Origin of the sequence: Pseudomonas citrullilanati (assembly GCF_030580855.1) — a bacterium.
Lineage (GTDB): Bacteria > Pseudomonadota > Gammaproteobacteria > Pseudomonadales > Pseudomonadaceae > Aquipseudomonas > Aquipseudomonas citrulli.
Genome location: NZ_JAUQOP010000028.1, coordinates 16,582 through 37,780 on the forward strand (window position 1 = coordinate 16,582; position 21,199 = coordinate 37,780).

At 65.7% G+C, this 21,199-nt stretch carries 15 protein-coding genes; 12 read left to right on the plus strand and 3 right to left on the minus strand.

Features of this window, described 5'->3' with window-relative positions; translation table 11 throughout:
• Nucleotides 1-9 precede the first annotated feature (9 nt).
• From hemN to Q6A48_RS17995, 3 genes are all read right to left on the minus strand, one after another.
• Complete coding sequence (hemN, locus tag Q6A48_RS17985; protein WP_304555541.1) at nt 10-1,398, minus strand: oxygen-independent coproporphyrinogen III oxidase; 1,389 nt, start codon at nt 1,396-1,398, stop codon at nt 10-12.
• Nucleotides 1,395-2,768, minus strand: coding sequence for an oxygen-independent coproporphyrinogen III oxidase (locus Q6A48_RS17990; protein WP_304555542.1), 1,374 nt, complete (start codon nt 2,766-2,768; stop codon nt 1,395-1,397). The genes hemN and Q6A48_RS17990 overlap by 4 nt, the downstream gene beginning before the upstream one ends.
• 96 nt (nt 2,769-2,864) lie before the next feature.
• Complete coding sequence (locus Q6A48_RS17995; RefSeq protein WP_304555543.1) at nt 2,865-3,308, minus strand: CopD family copper resistance protein; 444 nt, start codon at nt 3,306-3,308, stop codon at nt 2,865-2,867.
• 1,495 nt (nt 3,309-4,803) lie between these two features.
• On the opposite strand from Q6A48_RS17995, the gene Q6A48_RS18000 reads away from it, so the two are divergent.
• From Q6A48_RS18000 to Q6A48_RS18055, 12 genes are all read left to right on the plus strand, one after another.
• Nucleotides 4,804-10,416 carry a putative Ig domain-containing protein gene (locus tag Q6A48_RS18000; protein ID WP_304555544.1) on the plus strand — a complete coding sequence of 1,871 codons (5,613 nt, stop codon included), beginning with the start codon at nt 4,804-4,806 and terminating at the stop codon, nt 10,414-10,416.
• A 163-nt stretch (nt 10,417-10,579) separates the two neighbouring features.
• Nucleotides 10,580-11,512, plus strand: a complete 933-nt coding sequence (locus Q6A48_RS18005) for a 4-hydroxyproline epimerase (protein WP_304555545.1) — start codon at nt 10,580-10,582, stop codon at nt 11,510-11,512.
• Nucleotides 11,509-12,624 carry an NAD(P)/FAD-dependent oxidoreductase gene (locus Q6A48_RS18010; protein WP_304555546.1) on the plus strand — a complete coding sequence of 372 codons (1,116 nt, stop codon included), beginning with the start codon at nt 11,509-11,511 and terminating at the stop codon, nt 12,622-12,624. The genes Q6A48_RS18005 and Q6A48_RS18010 overlap by 4 nt, the downstream gene beginning before the upstream one ends.
• Nucleotides 12,625-12,671: 47 nt before the next feature.
• Entirely contained in the window at nt 12,672-12,908 is a 237-nt protein-coding gene (locus tag Q6A48_RS18015; RefSeq protein ID WP_304555547.1) for a 2Fe-2S iron-sulfur cluster-binding protein, read from the plus strand.
• Nucleotides 12,905-14,161 (plus strand): NAD(P)/FAD-dependent oxidoreductase, encoded by a 1,257-nt coding sequence (locus tag Q6A48_RS18020; protein ID WP_304555548.1) that lies wholly within the window; start codon nt 12,905-12,907, stop codon nt 14,159-14,161. The genes Q6A48_RS18015 and Q6A48_RS18020 overlap by 4 nt, the downstream gene beginning before the upstream one ends.
• Nucleotides 14,162-14,269: 108 nt before the next feature.
• Nucleotides 14,270-15,019 (plus strand): AraC family transcriptional regulator, encoded by a 750-nt coding sequence (locus Q6A48_RS18025; RefSeq protein WP_304555549.1) that lies wholly within the window; start codon nt 14,270-14,272, stop codon nt 15,017-15,019.
• A 234-nt stretch (nt 15,020-15,253) separates the two neighbouring features.
• Nucleotides 15,254-16,072 (plus strand): ABC transporter substrate-binding protein, encoded by an 819-nt coding sequence (locus Q6A48_RS18030; protein ID WP_304555550.1) that lies wholly within the window; start codon nt 15,254-15,256, stop codon nt 16,070-16,072.
• Nucleotides 16,073-16,082: 10 nt separating this feature from the next.
• Nucleotides 16,083-17,861, plus strand: coding sequence for a cis-3-hydroxy-L-proline dehydratase (gene lhpI / locus Q6A48_RS18035; protein WP_304555551.1), 1,779 nt, complete (start codon nt 16,083-16,085; stop codon nt 17,859-17,861).
• The gene (locus tag Q6A48_RS18040; RefSeq protein WP_304555552.1) at nt 17,854-18,519 is read left to right on the plus strand and encodes an amino acid ABC transporter permease; all 666 of its coding nucleotides are present in this window, start codon (nt 17,854-17,856) and stop codon (nt 18,517-18,519) included. Before lhpI ends, Q6A48_RS18040 begins: the two co-directional genes overlap by 8 nt.
• A 9-nt stretch (nt 18,520-18,528) precedes the next feature.
• Nucleotides 18,529-19,179, plus strand: a complete 651-nt coding sequence (locus Q6A48_RS18045) for an amino acid ABC transporter permease (RefSeq protein ID WP_304555553.1) — start codon at nt 18,529-18,531, stop codon at nt 19,177-19,179.
• On the plus strand, nt 19,172-19,894 hold the full coding sequence (locus tag Q6A48_RS18050; protein WP_304555554.1) for an amino acid ABC transporter ATP-binding protein: 723 nt from the start codon (nt 19,172-19,174) through the stop codon (nt 19,892-19,894). The genes Q6A48_RS18045 and Q6A48_RS18050 overlap by 8 nt, the downstream gene beginning before the upstream one ends.
• A 157-nt stretch (nt 19,895-20,051) precedes the next feature.
• On the plus strand, nt 20,052-21,080 hold the full coding sequence (locus Q6A48_RS18055; RefSeq protein WP_304555555.1) for a trans-3-hydroxy-L-proline dehydratase: 1,029 nt from the start codon (nt 20,052-20,054) through the stop codon (nt 21,078-21,080).
• Nucleotides 21,081-21,199: the final 119 nt, after the last annotated feature.

Below are 21,199 nucleotides of genomic sequence, written 5' to 3' on the forward strand. Positions count from 1 at the left end.
TGCGCCTGCTCAAACCGTTCGCGAGTACTGGACCGTGCGATCCGCCCCCAGGTAGGCATCGAACGCCATCGCCACGTTGCGCATCATCAATTGCCCCTGGGGTAGCAGCACGAGGGCATCGTCGTGGATTTCCAGGAGCCCGTCGCCGACCAGTTCCTGGAGCGCCGCCAGTTCCTCGGCGAAATACCTGTCGAAACGGATGCCATGGGCCGCTTCGACCGGGGCGAATTCGATGCGCGCGTGGCACATCAGTTCGCTGATGACCTCGCGCCGCAGCCGGTCGTCATCGCTCAGCCGATAGCCCCGCTGCACCGGCAGCATGCCCTGGTCCAGGCGCGCGTAGTACTGGGAAAGCTCCTTGACGTTCTGGTTGTAGCTGTCGCCCACCTTGCCGATCGACGACACCCCCAGGCCGATCAGGTCGCAATCGGCGTGGGTGGAGTAGCCCTGGAAATTGCGCTGCAGCGAACCCCGCGCGCGGGCGCGCACCAGTTCGTCGTCGGGCAAGGCGAAATGGTCCATGCCGATGTAGACGTAGCCGGCCTCGGTCAGGCGGTTGATGGTCAACTCCAACAGCTCCAGCTTGCGCTCGGGCGGCGGCATGTCTTCGGGGCGAATCATCCGCTGGGCCCGCACCCGGCTGGGCAGGTGCGCGTAGCTGTAGGCAGCGATGCGGTCGGGACGCAGGGCGATGATCTTGCTCAGGGTCACGTCGAAGCTGGCGATGGTCTGCAACGGCAGGCCGTAGATCAGGTCGACGCTGACCGACTTGAAACGTGCCGCTCGTGCCGCCGCCACCAGCTCGGCCACCTGGGCCTCGCTTTGTACCCGATTGACGGCGACCTGCACCTGGGCATCGAAGTCCTGCACGCCAAAGCTGAGCCGATTGAACCCCAGTTGGCGCAAGCCGTGGACCTGCCCGGCATCGATCGTGCGAGGGTCGACTTCGATGGAGAATTCGTGGGCGTCGCTGTCATCCATGTCGAACGACTGGTGCAGGCAGTCCATCAGGTCCGCCAGTTGCTCGTGGGTCAGGTAGGTTGGCGTGCCCCCGCCCAGGTGCAATTGGGTCAGCTTGCGCGAGCGGTCGAACAACGCGGCCTGCAACGCAATCTCGCGCTTGAGGTAGGTCAGGTACTCCGCCGCGCGATGGGTCTTGCGGGTGATGATCTTGTTGCAAGCGCAGTAATAGCAAAGGCTCTGGCAGAACGGGACATGGATGTACACCGACAGTGCCTTGGGGCGTGGCCCCTGGTTGCTGCGCTGGGCGGCCTGGCGGTATTCGTCCATGGCGAACGCCGGGTGAAACTGCGGGGCCGTCGGATAGGAGGTGTAGCGTGGCCCCGGGCGGTCGTATTTTTCCACCAGGGCGCGATTGAAAGCGGATACGGCATTCATGAAGGATTCAACTTTTCCAGGGCGTGTGGGCCCGCGTCATTCGGGTCCGGGTCGAACAGATTGCAGATCGCGTCCACATTCAGGCGCCCGGCGGGCAGGATGCCGATAAAACGGTGGGTCAGTTCGATCAGTCCCTTGTCGTGCAACGCTTCGAGCAGCGGCCAGATGGACGCGAAATATTCGCGGAACACCAAGCCGAAACGCGTTTCGATGGCCGGGATATCCAGCTCCAGGTCGCAGGCCAGTTGTTCGGTCACGGTCGCCTTGACCTGATCGTGCGCCTCACAGCGCCAGCCGCGATACACCGGCAATTGCCCGGCGTCCAATTGCTGGCAGTAATGCAACAGGTTGTCGGTGTTCTGCACATACAGATGCTCGATCTGCGTGACCGCCGACAACCCGAACCCGACATGATCGCAGCAGCCATGGCGGGTGAACCCCAGGCAAGTGCGATGCAGGCGTCCATGCTCCTGGGCCACCGCCAGGTCATCGTCGGCCCTGACGAACTGGCCCAGGCCAATGTAGTGATAACCGGCGCCGATCAGTTGCTCGCAACAGATGCGGCGCATGGCGTCCTTGTCGGCCGCGCTGCTGAAAGCCACGGCCGCCCCGATGTGCTTGGAGCGATAGCGGTAAGGCGCACGGCCATAATCGAAGACATGCAGGCGGTCCGGCTCCAGCTCGATCAGCGTCGCCAGCTTCAAGGCAAAGCTCTGGGGCGTCTGCCAGGCATGGCCGTAGCCGAGGTCAATGTTGATGGAGCGAAAGCCGAAGGTGCGCGCCGCGTCGATCAGCGAATGAATCGGTGCCGGGTTCTGGTAGCAGTCGACGGACAGCTCGCTGTCGATGCCGATATCGGGCACGCCGATGCTGACATGGGTGAAGCCCTGGTCGCGGATCAGGCCCATGGTCGACCAGTCCGTGTGGTGCAAGTCCACCTCGATGCTGTGGTCGCCGCTGTCGTACTCGCAAAAGTCAAAGCGCTTGCGCAGGTCGCTCATCAGTCGTTGCAAGTGGGCGATCACCGGCGTGCCGCCAGTCAGGCAGAACGCCTCGACCCGCCTGCCGGAACCCAAATGGCAGCCCACCAGCTCCATCTCGTAGGTCAGGCGTTGCAAATAGCCGTCGATCTCACCGCAGCGGCAATCGCTGGCCAAGGGCGAACACGATGCCAGGCGCAGGCGCGACGGCAGGTGCACGGCCAGGGACAGCGGCCGACGTTTCTGGCGGCTGTTGCGCAACCCCCTGAGCAGGTCGAGGGAGCCGATGCCGGTGTGGAATTTTCGTGTAGCGACCGGACAGTCGAAATCGGCCACCACAGGGGCACGTCCCGAGGGTCGCTCGCCGAGGGTCTGGAAGGGGTCGAACATGGCAATCTCCGAATGGCGGCGCGGGGACAGTGTCGGCTGTAACCCCGCCAGCCACCTTGACTTGTATCAAGCGCCTGGAAACCAAGGCGCTGCCGCCTACCAGGTGATGTAGAACATGCCCTTGGCCAACAGCACGATCGCCACCATGTGCAGGAACACGCTGGTGTGGATGATGTGCACGTAGCGGGCATTCATGCGCCCACGCCGGAACAGCCACATCGCCCACAGAAAATGCCCCAGCACACTGGCCGCCAGCAGCATCTTCAGGGCCAGCAGCAAACCGAAGGATGATTGCAGGGGCGACATCAGCGCCGGCCAGTAGCGCAACCAGACCATCGCGCCGCCCGCGCCGAACAACACCAGCAACACCCACGGCATCAACTGCCGCGCACGCCGGCTGATGCCTTGCTCCAGCAACACCATGACCTTGGCGGGCAACTGCTGGCGAATGCTCTCGAGAAACAGCACTTCGAAAAACACCGTACCGATGAACACCAGCGCGGCGAACAGGTGCAAGGTCAGAAACAGCGGATAACTCATGAGGCCCCTCGGACGCGCTCGATGGTGTGTTCGAGACTACCGCGGGGCACCTGGAGAGTGGTTGATACCAATCAAGGAAGCCGCCGATTCCGGCCTGCTCCCCGGGTGTTGTGGCTTGCGGCGAGGTCGCCTGTGCCGCCGCCTTCGCGGGCAAGCCCGCTCCCACAGGGGTTTGTGCTGGGCCGCAGGTTTGTGAACAACCGAGAACCTCTGTGGGAGCGAGCTTGCTCGCGATAGCGGTGGGTCAGCTTGCATGGATGTCGCTTGTGCCGCCGCCTTCGCGGGCAAGCCCGCTCCCACAGGGGATTTGTGCTGGGCCGCAGGTTTGTGAACAACCGAGATCCAGTGTGGGAGCGAGCTTGCTCGCGATGGCGGAGGGTCAGCTTGCCTCGATGTCGCCTGTGCCGCCGCCATCGCGGGCAGGCCCGCTCCCACAGGGGATTTGTGCTGGACCGCAGGTTTGTGAGCCACCGGGAACCACTGTGGGAGCGAGCCTGCTCGCGATGGCGGTGGGTCAGCTGGCATGGATGTCGCCTGTGCCGCCGCCTTCGCGGGCAGGCCCGCTCCCACAGGGGATTTGTGCTGGACCGCAGGTGTGTGAGTCACCGGGAACCACTGTCGGAGCGAGCTTGCTCGCGATAGCGTTGGGTCAGCTTGCATCGATGTCGCCTGGGCCGCCGCCTTCGCGGGCAAGCCCGCTCCCACAGGGAATTTGTGCTGGACCGCAGTTTGGTGAGCAACCGAGATCCACTGTGGGAGCGAGCCTGCTCGCGATGGCGGTGGGTCAGCTTGCATGGATGCTGCCTGTGCCGACGCCTTCGCGGGCAGGCCCGCTCCCACAGGGAATTTGTGCTGGACCGCAGGTTTGTGAGCCACCGGGAATCACTGTGGGAGCGAGCTTGCTCGCGATGGCGGTGGGTCAGCTTGCCTCGATATCGCCTGTGCCGACGCTTTCGCGGGCAGGCCCGCTCCCACAGGGGATTTGTGCTGGGCCGCAGGTTTGTGAGCAACCGAGATCCAGTGTGGGAGCGAGCTTGCTCGCGATGGCGGTGGGTCAGCTTGCATCGATGTCGCTTGTGCCGCCGTCTTCGCGGGCAGGCCCGCTCCCACAGGGGATTTGTGCTGGGCCGCAGGTTTGTGAGCAACCGGGAACCACTGTGGGAGCGAGCCTGCTCGCGATGGCGGTGGGTCAGCTTGCATGGATGTCGCCTGTGCCGGCGCCTTCGCGGGCAGGCCCGCTCCCACAGGAGAGAGGGGTGGTGGCCGGGGAATGTGATGCCTCCAGCCTCACAAAAAGAAGGGTCATAGGGCCAAAAGCGTCAACAGAACGTTACACATCGCTCGACAGTTCCGACCGCTGATCAGTTAGTCCAGATTTTTGACACTTACCCGATACGCGGTCACAACTTTCGCGCTCCGTTGGGTCTTAACACGGTGGCCGCCGATGGAATATTGGCTCCTACCGAGGTTTTTAGCCTGATACGGAGATAAGCTCATGATTTTCAACGTACAAAATTTTGGCGCCAAAGGAGATGGCATCACTGACGACACGGCGGCGATACAGAGTGCGATTGATGCGGCGGCCGCCGCCGGGGGTGGGCAGGTGTACATGCCCAGTGGCACGTACATCGTTTCCGGAGGCGAGGAACCTTCCGACGGCTGTGTAATGCTCAAGAGCAACGTCTACCTGTACGGCGACGGCATGGGCGAGACCACCGTCAAGGTGGCCGACGGTTCCGACACCAAGATCACCGGGGTCATCCGTTCCGCCTATGGCGAGGAAACCCACGACTTCGGCGTCAGCAACCTCACCATCGACGGCAACCGCGACCACACCACCGGCAAGATCGACGGCTGGTTCAACGGCTACATTCCCGGCCAGGAAGGCTACGACTCCAATGTCACCCTCGACAGCGTCGAGATCAAGGATTGCTCCGGGTACGGTTTCGACCCCCACGAGCAAACCGTCAACATGGTCATCAAGAACAGCGTGTCCCACGGCAACGGCCTGGACGGCTTCGTCGCCGACTTCCTCAGCGACAGTACCTTCGAAAACAACGTCGCCTACGACAACGACCGCCACGGCTTCAACGTCGTCACCAGCACCCACGACTTCACCTTGACCAATAACGTCGCCTACAACAACGGCGGCAACGGCATCGTGGTGCAGCGCGGCAGCGAGAACATCCCATCGCCAAGCAACATCACCATCACCGGTGGCGAGGTCTACGGCAATGGCGCCGAAGGCGTGCTGATCAAGCTGTCCAGCGAGGTCAGCGTCAGCGGCGTCGATATCCATGACAACGCCAGCGCCGGCGTGCGCATCTATGGCAGCAACCACGTCGAGATCACCGACAACACGCTCAACAACAACTCCCTGGGCAGCCCGGTGCCGGAGATCATCATCCAGTCCTACGACGACACCCAGGGCGTGTCGGGCAAGTATTTCAACGGCAGCGACAACACCATCCAGGGCAACCTCATCAGCGGCAGCGCCCAGTCGACCTATGGCGTTGCCGAGCGCAACGAAGACGGCACCGATCGCAACGCCATAATCGCCAACACCATCAGCCACACCAGCAAGGGGGCCACGCTGGTCTATGGCGATGGCAGCTACGTCAGCGCCACGGTGCCGATGACCACCGTGCAAGGCACCGCGGGCAACGACACCCTGCTGGGCAGCGCCGCCAGCGAGATTTTCTACGGTGGCGCGGGCAATGACACCATCAACGGCGCAGCCGGCAGCGACATCCTGGTGGGCGGCGCCGGCGTCGACAAACTCACCGGCGGCACCGGCGCCGACACCTTTCGCTTCGTCGCCCAGTCCGACAGCTACCGCAACGCGACCACCAGTTTCGACGACACCATCACCGACTTCGACGTCACCCAGGACAAGATCGACCTCGCCGGCCTCGGCTTCACCGGCCTGGGCAACGGCCGTGGCGGCACCTTGCAGATCAGCTACAGCGCCAGCAACGACCGCACCTACATCAAGGATTTCGACGCCGACGCCAGCGGCAATCGCTTCGAGTTGATCCTGTCGGGCAACCTCGCCGGCACCCTGACCGCCAGCAATTTCATCTTCAATCGGGTCGTCACCGGCACCAGCGGCAGCGATTCATTGTTGGGCAGCGATTCGGCCGACACCCTGCTCGGCCTGGCCGGCAACGACAGCCTCAGCGGCGGCGCGGGCGACGACAAGCTCGACGGCGGCGCCGGCATGGACACCCTCACCGGTGGGGCCGGGGCCGATACCTTCGTGTTCTCCAACCGCCTGGACAGCTACCGCAACTACAACACCGGCGGGGCCAACCTGGGCGACCTGATCACTGACTTCAACGTCGCCGCCGACAAGATCGACCTGTCCGCCCTGGGGTTCACCGGCCTGGGCGACGGCAAGAACAACACCGTGTACCTGGTGCTCAACAGTGCCGGCACCAAGACCTACATCAAGTCGCTGACAGCCGATGCCGACGGCAACCGCTTCGAAGTGGCGCTGGACGGCAACTACCTCAACACCCTGACCAGCGCCAATTTCGTCTTTGCCAGCACGTCGCCGACCAACCAGGCACCGGTGCTGGCCACGCCCCTGCTGGACCAGAACGCGACCGAGAACACCGCGTTCAGCTACGTGGTGCCGGCCACCAGCTTCACCGACCCGGACAACGACAGCCTGAGCTACACCGCCAAGCTGGCCGACGGCAGCGCCCTGCCCAGCTGGCTGGCCTTCGACGCCGCCACCCGGACGTTCAGCGGTACCCCCAGCGACACGGCGTCCGGCACCTACGCCATCCAGGTCACCGCGACCGACGGCAGCAACGCGGCGATCAGCGACACGTTCACCCTCGCCGTCCAGGACGTACCCGCCGCCCCCACGGTGATCAACGGTACCCCGAACAACGACACGCTGACCGGCACCGCGGCCAACGAGCAACTGTTCGGTGGGGCCGGTAACGACACCCTCAACGGTGGCGCCGGCAACGACATCCTGGTGGGCGGCACCGGCGTCGACAAGCTCACCGGCGGCGCAGGGGCCGATGTGTTCCGCTACACATCCAAGCTCGACAGCTACCGCACCGGCTCCACCAGCGCCAGCGACCAGATCCTCGATTTCGATGTGGCGGCCGACAAGATCGATGTCTCGGCGCTCGGCTACATCGGCCTGGGCAACGGCCTGAACGGTACGCTGCAGGTGACCTACAGCGCCTCGACCAACCGCACCTACCTCAAGGACCTTACCGTCGACGCCAACGGCAACCGCTTCGAAGTGTCGCTGGCGGGCAACCTGGTCAGCAGCCTGACGTCCAGCCACTTCGTCTTCGCCGACCAGAACATGCCGAGCAATGTGGCGCCGGTGGTGGTCATCCCGCTGCTCGACCAGAACGCCACGGAGAATTCGCCGTTCAGCTACACCGTCACCCACGACAGCTTCAGCGACGCGAACCAGGACCCGTTGACCTACACCGCGACCCTCGCCGACGGCAGCGCCCTGCCCGCGTGGCTGCATTTCAACGCCTCCAGCCTGAGCTTCAGCGGCACGCCGACCAGCACCGCGTCGGGCAACTACAACGTCCTGGTCAAGGCCACCGACCCCTCCGGGGCTTCGGTCAGCGACAGCTTCGCCCTCACGGTGGCCGATGCGCCGGCCAGCACCATCACCGGCACCAACAACGCCGAAACCCTCAACGGTACGGCAGCGGCCGACCTGATCCTCGGCCTGGGCGGCGACGACACGATCAAGGCCGGCACCGGCGCCGACATCGTCGACGGCGGCGTGGGCCGCGACTCGCTGTACGGCGGTGACGGCGGCGACACCTTCCGCTACACCAACCTGCTCGACAGCTACCGCGACTACGACACCGGCGGTGTCACGGCCACGGACACGATCTATGACTTCACCGTCGGGGTCGACAAGATCGACGTCTCCGCCCTGGGGTTCATCGGCCTTGGCGATGGCAACAATGGCACGCTGTACATGACCCTGAACGCGGCTGGGGACAAGACCTACGTCAAGTCGGCCGAGGCCGACGCCGATGGCAACCGCTTCGAAATCGCCCTCAGCGGCAACTACCTCAATACCCTGACCGCCGCCGATTTCGTCTTCGGCGAACGCGCCCAGCAGGAGATCCTCTACCTGCCGACCCTCGGCCAATCCAACGCGCGCCTGCTGCGCATGACCGAGGACGACAACCAGTCCGGCACCTCGATGCTGGTCAAGGACCTGGACCGCTACACCGATTACGACGTGCGCAGCCAGTTCACCGACGCCGACGGCAACGGCATCGACATCGCCGTCGGCGGCAGCACGGTCAACGGCCTGTCGACCCTTGGCGCCGAGGAACTCAAGTTGTGCTGGTGGTTGACCGACACCAACCAGCCAGGGCCCGCGCTGCTGCGTGCGGTCAGCTTGCTGGAGGACCAGCTCGGCGAACTGCAATCGATCGACAACGTCACCATGGGCATCATCTGGGGCCAGGGCGAGGAAGCCGCCCAGGAGATCGCCCGCGCCACGGACAAGGCCGCGGCCGCCGCGGCCTACAAGGCCGCGACCCTGAAGGTGTTCGACTACCTGCACGCGCAGTTCGGCAGCTTCAATGTGTACTTGATGGAGACCGGTCACTACGAGCAGGATGCCGCCCGTGCCCGTGGCTATTCGGAAGAGAAGATCGCCTCCATCGTCGACGGCGTCGGCTACGTCCGCGCCGTCCAGGAAGCCATCGCCACCGAGCGCGCCGACGTCAAACTGGCGGTGGACTACACCGACCTGCCCCTGCGCTACGAAGTCGATCCGCTGGTGTACCCCGACGACGTCTGGCACCTGCACGAGGAATCGGCGGAAATCGTTGGCCAGCGCCTGGCCGACTACATCGCCGATGACCTGGGCTTCCACGGCAACCCCAGCGACAACAACAGCGTGCAAGCCATCTTCGATGGCGCCCAGAACGAAGGCGGGATGATTTCCGGGACTGACCAGGCCGACACCCTGGTGGGCAGCTCGGGCAACGACACCCTGGACGGCGACCTGGGCGCCGATACCCTCACCGGCGGCGACGGCAACGACATCTACGTGGTCGACAACGCGTTCGACAGCGTGATCGAAACCAACACCTCGGCCTCGCAGATCGATACGGTGAAGGCCTCGGTCAGCTGGACCCTGGGCGCCAACCTCGAGAACCTGGTGCTCACCGGCGTCTCGGACATCGACGGCACCGGCAACGAACGACGCAACTTCATCACCGGCAACGCCGCCCACAACGTGCTCGACGGCGCCGCCGGGGCCGACAGCATGAGCGGTGGCGATGGCAACGACACCTACTATGTCGACAATGCCAGCGACACCGTGATCGAGACCAACAGTGCGGCGCCTGGCGGGGTCGACAGTGTCCACAGCAGCCTGGCGGCCTATACCCTGGGTACCAACGTCGAGAACCTGTACATCGACAGCGCAGGCGCGGCCAACGCCACCGGCAACGCGCTGGACAACACGTTGTTCGCCGGCGCCGGCAACAACGTGCTGGACGGGCGCGACGGCAATGACACGGTGTCGTACGAGCGCGCCCAGGCCGGCGTAACCGTCAACCTCTCCACCTCGGCGCAACAGGACACCCTGGGCTCCGGGCTCGACACCTTGAAGTTCATCGAGAACCTGACGGGCAGCGCCTACGCCGACACCCTGCTGGGCAACAGCGCCGGGAACATCCTCAATGGCGGTGCCGGCAACGACACCCTGGTGGGCGGCTCGGGCGACGATCGGCTGATGGGCGGCGCCGGCACCGACACCCTGACCGGCGGCACCGGCGCGGACACCTACGTCTTCGCCGCGCTATCAGACATGGGGGTCGGCACGTTGCGCGACGTGATCAACGGCTTCAAGACCGCCGAGGGCGATCACCTGGACCTCACCGGCCTGGACGCCAACCCGCTGACCGCCACGGTCGATGCCTTCACCTTCATCGGCAGCAATGCCTTCGATCCCACCAACGCCACCGGCCAGTTGCGCTTTGCCGACGGCATCCTCTCCGGCAGCACCAACGCCGACGCCACCCCCGAGTTCGAGTTCGAACTGGTCGGCGTCAAGGAGCTCCACGCCAGCGACTTCACCGCCTGAGTGATCCAGCCCTGTGGGAGCCCGGCTCCCACAGGGTTCCAGGGGCACGCCGAATCTGCCGCACTGTGCCGATTTCGTCATCGCCGACGCATAAATCCATCAAGCCTCCTTGCCCTCTCCCAGGCCACGCTTGCGTTCAATCATCTGAACGGACGCGGCCCTCATGAAACGCATCACCGTGATCGACTCCCACACCGGCGGCGAACCCACGCGCCTGGTCACCGACGGTTTTCCCGACCTGGGCCAGGGCAGCATGGCCGAGCGCAGGCAACGCCTGGCCGAGCAACACGACGCCTGGCGCACCGCCTGCGTCCTGGAGCCGCGCGGCAGCGACGTGCTGGTGGGTGCGCTGCTCTGTGAACCGGTGGACCCGAGTGCCTGTGCCGGGGTGATCTTCTTCAACAACAGCGGCTACCTGGGCATGTGCGGCCACGGCACCATCGGCCTGGTGGCATCACTGGCCCATTTGGGCCGGATCGGTCCCGGCGTGCACAGCATCGAAACGCCGGTGGGCACCGTCCAGGCGACCCTGCACGACGATCGCTCGGTCAGCGTGCGCAATGTCCCGGCCTACCGCTACCGCAAGGCGCTGCGCCTGGAAGTGCCCGGCATTGGCCCGGTGGTGGGCGACGTGGCCTGGGGCGGCAACTGGTTCTTCCTGATGGCCGACCACGGCCAGCGGGTGGCCGGCGATAACCTCGACCGTCTGACCGCCTACACCTACGCCGTCCAGCAGGCCCTCGACCAACAAGGCTTTCGCGGCGAAGACGGCGGCCTGATCGATCACATCGAGCTGTTTGCCGACGACCCTCGCGCCGACAGCCGCAACTTCGTGCTCTGCCCCGGCAAGGCCTATGACCGCTCCCCCTGCGGCACCGGCACCAGCGCCAAGCTGGCGTGCCTGGCGGCGGACGGCAAGCTGCAACCGGGCCAGCTCTGGCGCCAGGCCAGTGTGATTGGCAGCGAGTTCGAAGGCGCTTACGAGCAGGCCGGCGAACGCATCGTACCGACCATTCGCGGCCGGGCGCATATCAGCGCCGAAGCCACGCTGATCATCGAACCGGACGACCCGTTCGCCTGGGGCATCCGCCCGTGAGCGAGGCGCTTGTGGCCGATGTGATCGTCATCGGCGCCGGTATCATCGGCGCGGCCTGTGCGCGGTCACTGGCCCAGCGTGGCTTGCAGGTGCTGGTGCTGGACGCCGGTTGGCATGGCGCCACGGCGGCGGGCATGGGCCACTTGCTGGTGCTCGATGACAACCCGGCGGAACTGGCCCTCAGCCAATACTCCCTGCGACGCTGGCGCGAACTGGCATCGTCCCTCCCCGAGACCTGCGCCTGGCGCAACAACGGCACCCTGTGGCTGGCGGCCAATGCCGAGGAAATGGCCGTGGCCCATGGCAAATACCTCAACCTGCTGGCCCATGGCGAGGCCTGCGAATTGGTCGGCCGCGCCGCGCTGCGCCAGCGCGAGCCCGAGTTGCGCGAAGGCCTGGAGGGCGGCCTGCTGATCAAGGGGGATGGGATCCTGTATGCACCGGCGGCCGCGCGCTGGATGCTCGACGCCGCCCTCATTCGCCAGCAGCGCGCCCAGGTCAGCGAAGTCGACGGCCGCCGCGTGCGCCTCGCCGATGGCCGCTGGCTGTGCGCCGAAGCGGTGGTCCTCGCCAATGGCATCCAGGCCACGGAACTGTGCCCGGAACTGCCCATCGAGCCGAAGAAAGGCCACCTGCTGATCACCGATCGCTGTCCCAACCGGGTGTCCCATACGCTGGTGGAACTGGGCTACGTCACCAGCGCCCACACGGCCAGCGGGCCGTCAGTGGCGTGCAATATCCAGCCACGGCCCACCGGTCAATTGTTCATTGGCGCCTCACGGCAGTTCGGCACCGTCGACCCGCAAGTGGAAGGCTGGATGCTGGCGAAGATGCTCAGGCGCGCCACCGACTACCTGCCGGGGCTGGCCCGACTCAACGGCATCCGTGCCTGGACCGGTTTTCGCGCCGCCAGCCCCGACGGCCTGCCGCTGGTGGGCCAGCATCCACAGCGCCAGGGCCTGTGGCTGGCGGTGGGGCACGAGGGGTTGGGCGTGACGACCGCACCGGCCACCGCCGACCTGCTGGTCGCCCAACTGTTCAACGAGGCTCCGCCACTGGCGCCGCAGCCCTACCTGCCACAGCGATTCCTGGGGGAGCCGGCCCATGCCTGAAGTGCGCGATCGCGTTGCAATCCCTCCCATTGAAAGGTCCCGGCCCCATGCCTGAACTCCTCCTCGACGGCCACCCGCTATCGGTCGCCAGCGGCACCAGCGTCGCGGCGGCGCTGGCCCTGGGCACCGACGGCTGCAGCCGCACCTCGGTCAGCGGCCAGCGACGCGCGCCCTTGTGCGGCATGGGCATCTGCCAGGAATGCCGGGTCATGATCGACGGCCAGCAGCGCCTGGCATGCCAGACAGTGTGTCGCGATGGCATGCACGTGCGGACCCGCCCATGAACGAGCTCACCGACCTGCTGATCATCGGCGCCGGCCCCGCCGGCATGAGTGCGGCGCTGGCGGCGGCCAGCAGCGGCGTGCGCATCGTCGTGCTGGACGACAATCCGTTGCCAGGCGGGCAGATCTGGCGCGACGGTCCCCAGGCCAACCTGCCCACCGAGGCGCGGCGCCTGCGCGATCGACTGCGCGCCTGTGACAACGTGCGCTGCTACCCCGGCACCCGGGTGATCGCCCGCGCCGCCGACAAGACCCTGTTGGTGGAAGACGCCGAACGTGGCTGGCAGATCCGCTATGACCGCCTGATTCTCTGCACCGGTGCCCGTGAACTTCTACTACCGTTCCCTGGCTGGACGCTCCCCGGCGTGACCGGCGCTGGCGGGTTGCAGGCGTTGATCAAGGGCGGCCTGCCGGTGCGCGGCGAACGCCTGGTGATCGCCGGCAGCGGCCCGTTGCTGCTGGCCAGCGCCGCCACGGCGAAACACCAGGGCGCGCAGGTGCTGCGCGTTGCCGAACAGGCCAGCCGGACCAGCGTGCTGGGTTTCGCCGCGCAATTGCCGCGCTGGCCGAACAAGTGGCTGCAAGCGTTCAGCCTGTTCGATGCCCAGTACCGCACCGGCAGCCATGTGCTCGAAGCCCTGGGCCGGGAACGCCTGGAGGGCGTGCGCCTGTCCCAACGGGGCAAGACCGTCGAGCTGGCCTGCGACCGCTTGGCTTGTGGCTTCGGGCTCATTCCCAACATCCAGCTGGGCCAGGCCCTGGGCTGCGCCGTGCAAGACCAGGCCCTGGTGGTCGACACCTGGCAGGCCACCACCCTGCCCGGGCATTACGCCGCCGGCGAGTGCACCGGCTTCGGCGGCAGCGAACGGGCGCTGGTGGAAGGCGCCATCGCCGGCCATGCGGCGGTGGGCAATACCGCCGCGGCCCAACGCCTCTGGCCGCGCCGAGCGCGCTGGCAGGCGTTCGCCCGAGCCTTGAACCAAGCCTTCACCCTCAACGCCAGCCTCAAGACCCTGGCCCGCCCCGACACCTTGGTCTGCCGCTGCGAAGACGTCCCCTACCGCGAACTGCTCGGCCACGAAAACTGGCGCGAAGCCAAGCTGGCCAGCCGCTGCGGCATGGGCGCCTGCCAAGGCCGGGTATGCGGCGCCGCGCTGGAACACCTGTTCGGCTGGGCGCCCCCCACCCCACGCCCACCCTTCAGCCCGGCGCGGGTCGAAACCCTGCTGGCGTTGGGAGACGACCCTGTCGGTTGACACCCTGTGGGAGCGAGCCTGCTCGCGAGCGGCGTGACAAACAATACGTTTCCATTCGACACTCCAGGCCCAAGCAAGCCCGCTCGCAAAAAAAGGCGTCGCTGGACCATGTACCCCTCGCTCAACACCTTCACACCCTGCGACCTGGACACCCTGCTGGGCAGCCTGCAAGCCATCGCGCCGCTGCTGGACACCCTCGCCGACGTGGTGTTCTTCATCAAGGACCGCGAGGCCCGCTACGCCTTCGTCAACCAGACCCTGGCCCGGCGCTGCGGCTTCAAGTCCAGCGGCGACCTGCTCGGGCTCACCGCCGAACAGGTGTTCCCCGAACGCTTCGGCCCGCTGTACACCGAACAGGACCGCAAGGTGCTGGCCAGCGGACGCGAACTGGCCGACCAGTTGGAGCTGCACCTGTACTACGGCAACCAACCGGTGTGGTGCCTGACCCACAAGCTGGCCCTGCGCGATCCGAACGGCAGGATCGTCGGCCTCGCCGGTATTTCCCGCGACCTGCAGTTGCCGCAGTCGAGCCACCCGGCCTTCCAGAAACTGGTGGCGGTGGACGCCCACATCAAACGCCATTTCGCCCAGCCCATCAGCCTGGCCGAACTGACGGCCATCGCCGGGTTGTCCGTGGCCCAGTTGGAGCGGCACTGCAAGCGCATTTTCCAGCTCACCCCACGGCAGATGATCCACAAGGCCCGCCTGGAAGAAGCGTCGCGGCTGCTACTGGACCCGACGCTGCCGATCACCGAAATCGCCTTGCGTTGCGGTTACACCGACCACAGTGCCTTCAGCCGTCAATTCCGCGCCTTGACCAGCCTGTCGCCGAGCCAGTTTCGGGAAAATCAACGTTGAGCCCTGTTCCTTTACAGGGCGCTACCCTGCCCTTGTGCTCCCATCTGTAACACCCAGTGCCTCGACCGTCCGCTCCCCCTACAGCCGCCTTTATTCCCCAAACACCTCTAGAACGGTCCTCTTGCTGCCTGTCCAGGAAAGTCGAGCAATTCGGCACGCTGCTTGCTTATTTAATATCGTATACGAAATCCTCAATACGATATCTCACCGCATTTATTCGACAGCGAGGCATTTATGAAGAACCCAGCACTGGCCGTAGCCCTCAGCGTTGTCCTCACTCCCCTGTTCATTGCACCGGCCCAGGCCGACAAGCTCGACGACATCATCGGTTCCGGCAAACTGCGTTGCGCCGTGACCCTGGACTTCCCGCCCATGGGCTTTCGCGACGAGAGCAACAAACCGGCCGGCTTCGACGTGGACTACTGCCACGACCTGGCGAAGGTCCTGGGGGTCGACGCCGAGGTGGTGGAGACGCCGTTCCCGGACCGCATCCCGGCGCTCATTTCCGGTCGCGCCGACGTCATCGTCGCGTCCACCTCCGACACCTTGGAGCGGGCCAAGACCGTTGGCCTGACGGTGCCCTACTTCGCCTTCCAGATGGTGGTGCTGACCCGCGACAACACCGGCATCAATTCCTTCGCCGACCTCAAGGGCAAGGCCGTTGGCAATACCAGCGGCACCTACGAAGCCATCGCCCTGGAGAAAGACCAGAAGAACTGGGGCAGCGGCAGTTTCCGCGCCTACCAGTCGCAGAACGACACCTTGCTGGCCGTCGCCCAGGGGCACATCGACGCGACGGTCGTGACCAACACCGTGGCGGCCGCCACCCTCAAGTCGGGCAAGTACAAGAACCTGAAGATCGCCGGCGACGCGCCCTATGTCATCGACTACGTGTCCCTGGGTGCCAAGCGCAACGAGTTCGGCCTGATCAACTACCTCAACCTGTTCGTCAACCAGCAGGTGCGCACCGGCCGCTACAAGGAGTTGTTCGTCAAATGGGTCGGCACCGATATACCGCCGGCCAACCTGACCGTGCCCCAGGTCTACTACTGAGGATCGGGGCATGCCAAGCACGCCTGTCCGTGTAGAAGGCCGCAGCCTGGTGGCGGGGGCCGCCCAGGGCGCCCTGCTGTTCGCCGACGTGGGCCTGAGTTTCTGGGGCGGTGTCGACCCCGTCAGCGGCGAGGTCATCGACCGGCACCATCCGCTGAGCGGCGAGCGCCTGGCCGGGCGCGTGCTGGCGATTCCCAGCGGGCGCGGCTCCTGCACCGGCAGCAGCGTGCTGATGGAATTGATCAGCAACGGCCATGCCCCCGCTGCGCTGGTGCTGGCCGAAGCGGATGAGATCCTGACCCTCGGCGTGCTCGTGGCCCAGGTGATTTTCCAGCGTTCCCTGCCGGTGCTGTGCGTGGGCCACGAGGCCTTCCACCGGTTGCGCGGCCAGGGCTTCGGGCGCGTCGAGGGCGACCGGCTGACCTTGTCCGGCCGTCGTCCCCAGGATCATTGGCGGGCAGCGGACATGCCCTTGCAGGCGCCCGCGTCGTCCTCCGTGCTCCTCGCCGAACAGGACCGGGCGCTGCTCGACGGTGCCCACGGCCAGGCTGCCCAAGTGGCCATGCAGATTGTCCTGCGCATGGCCGAGATCCAGGGCGCGACGCGCTTGCTGGACGTCACCCAGGCCCACATCGACGGCTGCATCTATACCGGCCCGGCCAGCCTGCGCTTTGCCGAGCAACTGGTGCAGTGGGGCGCCAAGGTGCGGGTGCCGACCACCCTCAATTCGATCTCCGTGGACCAGCGCCGCTGGCGGGAACTGGGCGTCGATCCAGCCCTCGGCGAACCGGCCAGCGCCTTGGGCGATGCCTACATGGCGATGGGCGCGCAACTGAGCTTTACCTGCGCGCCCTACCTGCTGGACACCGCGCCCAAGGCCGGCGAGCAGATCGTCTGGGCCGAATCCAACGCAGTGGTCTATGCCAACAGCGTGCTGGGGGCGCGCACGCAGAAGTACCCGGACTTCCTCGACATCTGCATCGCCCTGTGTGGACGGGCACCGTTGAGCGGTTGCCATCTCGACGACCAGCGCCAGGCCGCGCTGCTCGTCGATGTGCCGTCGCCGGTGGGCATGGACGACAGCTTCTACCCACTGCTGGGTTATCACATCGGCAGCCTGGCGGGCCGGCGCGTTCCGCTGATCCGCGGGCTGGAACACGCCGCGCCCAGCCTCGACGACCTGAAAGCCTTCGGCGCGGCGTTCGCCACCACCAGCGCCGCGCCGTTGTTCCACATCGCCGGGGTGACACCGGAAGCCCTCGACCCGAACGATGTGCTCGCGGCCGGTGCAAGCCTGCCGGTGGCAACGGTGGGGATGCCTGGCCTGCTGGCCAGTTGGCGCGAGCTCAACAGCGCCCGGGATACCCGGGTGGATGTGGTGTCCCTGGGCAACCCGCACTTCTCCCTTGGTGAATTTGCCGCCCTGGCGCACCTTTGCGCCGGCCGGGTCAAGCACCCGGACGTGGTCCTGGCGATCACCTGTGGCCGAGCAGTGCTTGAACAGGCCCGGGCCGCCGGGCACCTGGATGCGATCGAGAAGTTCGGCGCGGTGCTGGTGACCGACACCTGCTGGTGCATGGTCGGCGAGCCGGTGATTCCGGTCCACGCCACCACCTTGATGACCAATTCCGGCAAGTACGCCCACTACGCACCCGGCCTGGTCGGGCGCGGGGTGCACTTCGCCGCCCTCGCGCAATGCGTCGAGGCGGCCTGCACCGCCAGCACCCCAGGCCAGCCGCCGGCGTGGCTGCAACCCATCGTCCGCACGGAGAGCCGCGCCGATGTTTGACTACAGTTTCCAGTGGCGCCCGGCCCTGCGTGCCCTGCCCGACATGCTCGCCGGGGCCTGGGTGACGTTCGAGACCGCGGCGCTGTCGATGATCTTCGGCGTACTGATCGCCCTGGTCCTGACGGTGATGCGCCAGGCGCGGCATCCGCTGCTGCGGGGCGTGGGCAACGGCTGGGTGTCCATCGCCCGCAACACGCCCTCGCTGTTCCAGATCTACATGCTCTATTTCGGCCTCGGTTCCCTCGGGCTGCACGTGAGTTCCTGGCTGGCCTTGCTGGCCGGGATCACCTTCAACAATGCCGGCTACCTGGCGGAAAACTTTCGCGGCGGGCTCAAGGCCGTGCCGGGCACCCAGATGCGCGCGGCGCGCTCGCTGGGGATGAGCGCCTTCCAGGCCTATCGGATGATCATCGTCCCGCAACTGCTGCGCATCGTGTTCTACCCGCTGACCAACCAGATGGTCTGGGCGGTGCTGATGACCTCCCTGGGCGTGGTGGTCGGCCTGAACAACGACCTCACCGGCGTCACCCAGGAATACAACGTCAAGACGTTCCGCACCTTCGAATACTTCGCCCTCGCGGCCGTGCTGTATTACCTGATCGCCAAGCTCATCGTCGGGCTCGCCCGGCTGCTGTCCTGGCGCCTGTTCCGTTATTGAGGGCTCGTCATGCTTGCCACCAGCCTCACCGTCAACGACCTGTTGTTCCTGCTCGACGGCGCCTGGGTCACGCTGCAACTGACCGCGTGGTCGATCCTGCTGGGCACCTTCGCCGGCTTGCTATTCGGCCTGGTCCGAGCATTGCTGCCCCGCGCCAGCCTGCCGCTGGCCTGGGTGCTGGACGTGTTCCGCAGCGTGCCGTTGCTGATCCAGTTCGTGCTGTTCAATTCGCTCAAGAGCATCGCCGGCCTGGACCTCAGCGCGTTCGCGGTGGGCTGCATCGTGCTGGGGGTCTATGCCGCGGCCTACTTCACCGAAATCGTCCGCGGTGGCGTGCTGGCGGTGCCCCTGAGCACGCGGCGGGCCAGCCGTTCCCTCGGCCTGAGCTACGGGCAGGACTTGCGCTTCATCGTCCTGCCGATCGCCACGCGGGTGGCGTTTCCCGGCTGGCTGAACCTGGTGCTGGGGGTGATGAAGGACACCGCCCTGGTGATGTGGATCGGCATCGTCGAACTGCTGCGGGCCTCGCAAACCATCGTTACGCGCATTCAGGAACCCCTGCTGGTGCTGTGCATCGCGGGCCTCATCTACTACGTCATGAGCCTGGTGGTCGCCCGCCTCGGCGCTCGCCTGGAAAGAAGGTGGCAGGAAAATGATTGAGATCGAAAACGTGCACAAATCCTTTGGCGACCTGGAAGTGGTCAAGGGCGTGAGCCTCACCGTGGACAAGGGCGAAGTGGTGTCGATCATCGGCGGCTCGGGTTCCGGCAAGTCGACCCTGCTGATGTGCATCAATGGCCTGGAGCCGATCCAGAAAGGCAGCATCCGGGTGGACGGTGTCGAGGTCCACGACCGCGCCACCGATCTCAATCACCTGCGGCAGAAGATCGGCATCGTCTTCCAGCAATGGAACGCCTTCCCCCACCTGACCGTGCTGGAGAACGTGATGCTGGCGCCGCGCAAGGTGCTGGGCAAGAGCCGGCAGGACGCCGAGGCCCTGGCGGTGAAACAGCTGGAGCATGTGGGCCTGGGGGACAAGCTCAAGGCCTTCCCGAGCAAATTGTCCGGCGGCCAGCAACAGCGCATGGCCATCGCCCGGGCCCTGGCGATGTCGCCGGACTACATGCTGTTCGACGAAGCCACCTCGGCCCTCGACCCGCAACTGGTGGGCGAAGTGCTGGACACCATGCGCATGCTCGCCGAAGACGGCATGACCATGGTGCTGGTGACCCACGAGATTCGCTTCGCCCGGGACGTGTCCGACCGCGTGGCGTTCTTCTGCAATGGCCGGGTGCATGAAATCGGCCCGCCGGACCAGGTGATTGGCAATCCGGTGCAGCCGGAGACGGCGGCGTTCCTTAAATCGGTGAAATAGCGAATGGCCCTATCGCGAGCAAGCTCGCTCCCACACTGGCTTTGTGTACACAACCCAATCCATGGGAGTGACCTGCTGATCAGTGTCCACCACAGAACCCTGTGGGAGCGAGCTTGCTCGCGATGAGGCCCGACCAGACAACACAAGGATTTGATCCATGCGCTCATCAAAAATTATCCATGTCGTCAGCTGCCACGCCGAAGGCGAAGTCGGTGACGTGATCGTCGGCGGTGTCGCACCGCCGCCCGGCGCGACAGTGTGGGAGCAATCACGCTGGATCGCCCAGGACCAGACCTTGCGCAATTTCGTTCTCAACGAACCCCGGGGCGGCGTGTTCCGTCACGTCAACCTGCTGGTGCCGGCCAAGGACCCGAGGGCGCAGATGGCCTGGATCATCATGGAACCGGCCGACACCCCGCCGATGTCCGGCTCCAACTCGCTGTGCGTGGCCACCGTGCTGCTGGACAGCGGCATCCTGCCGATGACCGAGCCCCAGACCCGCCTGGTATTGGAGGCTCCCGGCGGGCTGATCGAAGCCGTGGCCGACTGCCGCGACGGCAAGGTGCAGCGGGTGGAAATCAAGAACGTGCCCTCCTTCGCCGACCGCCTCGACGCCTGGATCGAGGTCGAGGGGCTAGGCTCGCTGCAGGTGGACACGGCCTATGGCGGCGACAGTTTCGTCATCGTCGACGCCCAGCGGCTGGGCTTTGCCATTCGCCCTGATGAGGCTGCCGAACTGGTGGCCGTGGGCTTGAAGATCACCCGGGCCGCCAATGAACAATTGGGCTTCGTCCATCCGCTGAACCCGGACTGGTCGCACATCTCGTTCTGCCAGGTCGCCGCGCCAGTGGTCATGGAGGACGGCGTGGCCACCGGCGCCAACGCCGTGGTGATCCAGCCCGGCAAGATCGACCGCTCGCCCACCGGCACCGGCTGCTCGGCGCGCATGGCGGTGTTGCAGGCCAAGGGTTTGATGCAGGTGGGCGAACGCTTTATCGGCCGCTCGATCATCGGTTCCGAATTCCATTGCCGCATCGACTCACTGACCGACGTGGCCGGACGCCCGGCGATTTATCCGTGCATCGCCGGGCGAGCGTGGATCACCGGGACCCATCAACTGCTGCTCGATCCGGCCGACCCGTGGCCGCAAGGCTATCGGCTCTCAGATACCTGGCCTGGCGCATGATCTTGAATGTCGTACATAGCCCTTGTGGCGAGGGGATTTATCCCCGCTGGGCTGCGAAGCAGCCCCCTGGATCCCACTGACACACCGAGTTGCCTGTATCGGGGCCGCTTCGCGCCCCA

Bases quoted from the DNA above. Each gene is read 5' to 3' on its own strand.
- Q6A48_RS18055 (WP_304555555.1), top strand. From the start codon at position 20,052: ATGCGCTCATCAAAAATTATCCATGTCGTCAGCTGCCACGCCGAAGGC.
- Q6A48_RS18045 (WP_304555553.1), top strand. From the start codon at position 18,529: ATGCTTGCCACCAGCCTCACCGTCAACGACCTGTTGTTCCTGCTCGAC.
- Q6A48_RS17995 (WP_304555543.1), bottom strand. From the start codon at position 3,308: ATGAGTTATCCGCTGTTTCTGACCTTGCACCTGTTCGCCGCGCTGGTG.
- Q6A48_RS18005 (WP_304555545.1), top strand. From the start codon at position 10,580: ATGAAACGCATCACCGTGATCGACTCCCACACCGGCGGCGAACCCACG.
- Q6A48_RS18040 (WP_304555552.1), top strand. From the start codon at position 17,854: ATGTTTGACTACAGTTTCCAGTGGCGCCCGGCCCTGCGTGCCCTGCCC.
- Q6A48_RS18015 (WP_304555547.1), top strand. From the start codon at position 12,672: ATGCCTGAACTCCTCCTCGACGGCCACCCGCTATCGGTCGCCAGCGGC.
- Q6A48_RS17990 (WP_304555542.1), bottom strand. From the start codon at position 2,768: ATGTTCGACCCCTTCCAGACCCTCGGCGAGCGACCCTCGGGACGTGCC.
- hemN (WP_304555541.1), bottom strand. From the start codon at position 1,398: ATGAATGCCGTATCCGCTTTCAATCGCGCCCTGGTGGAAAAATACGAC.
- Q6A48_RS18050 (WP_304555554.1), top strand. From the start codon at position 19,172: ATGATTGAGATCGAAAACGTGCACAAATCCTTTGGCGACCTGGAAGTG.
- Q6A48_RS18020 (WP_304555548.1), top strand. From the start codon at position 12,905: ATGAACGAGCTCACCGACCTGCTGATCATCGGCGCCGGCCCCGCCGGC.
- lhpI (WP_304555551.1), top strand. From the start codon at position 16,083: ATGCCAAGCACGCCTGTCCGTGTAGAAGGCCGCAGCCTGGTGGCGGGG.
- Q6A48_RS18030 (WP_304555550.1), top strand. From the start codon at position 15,254: ATGAAGAACCCAGCACTGGCCGTAGCCCTCAGCGTTGTCCTCACTCCC.
- Q6A48_RS18025 (WP_304555549.1), top strand. From the start codon at position 14,270: ATGTACCCCTCGCTCAACACCTTCACACCCTGCGACCTGGACACCCTG.
- Q6A48_RS18000 (WP_304555544.1), top strand. From the start codon at position 4,804: ATGATTTTCAACGTACAAAATTTTGGCGCCAAAGGAGATGGCATCACT.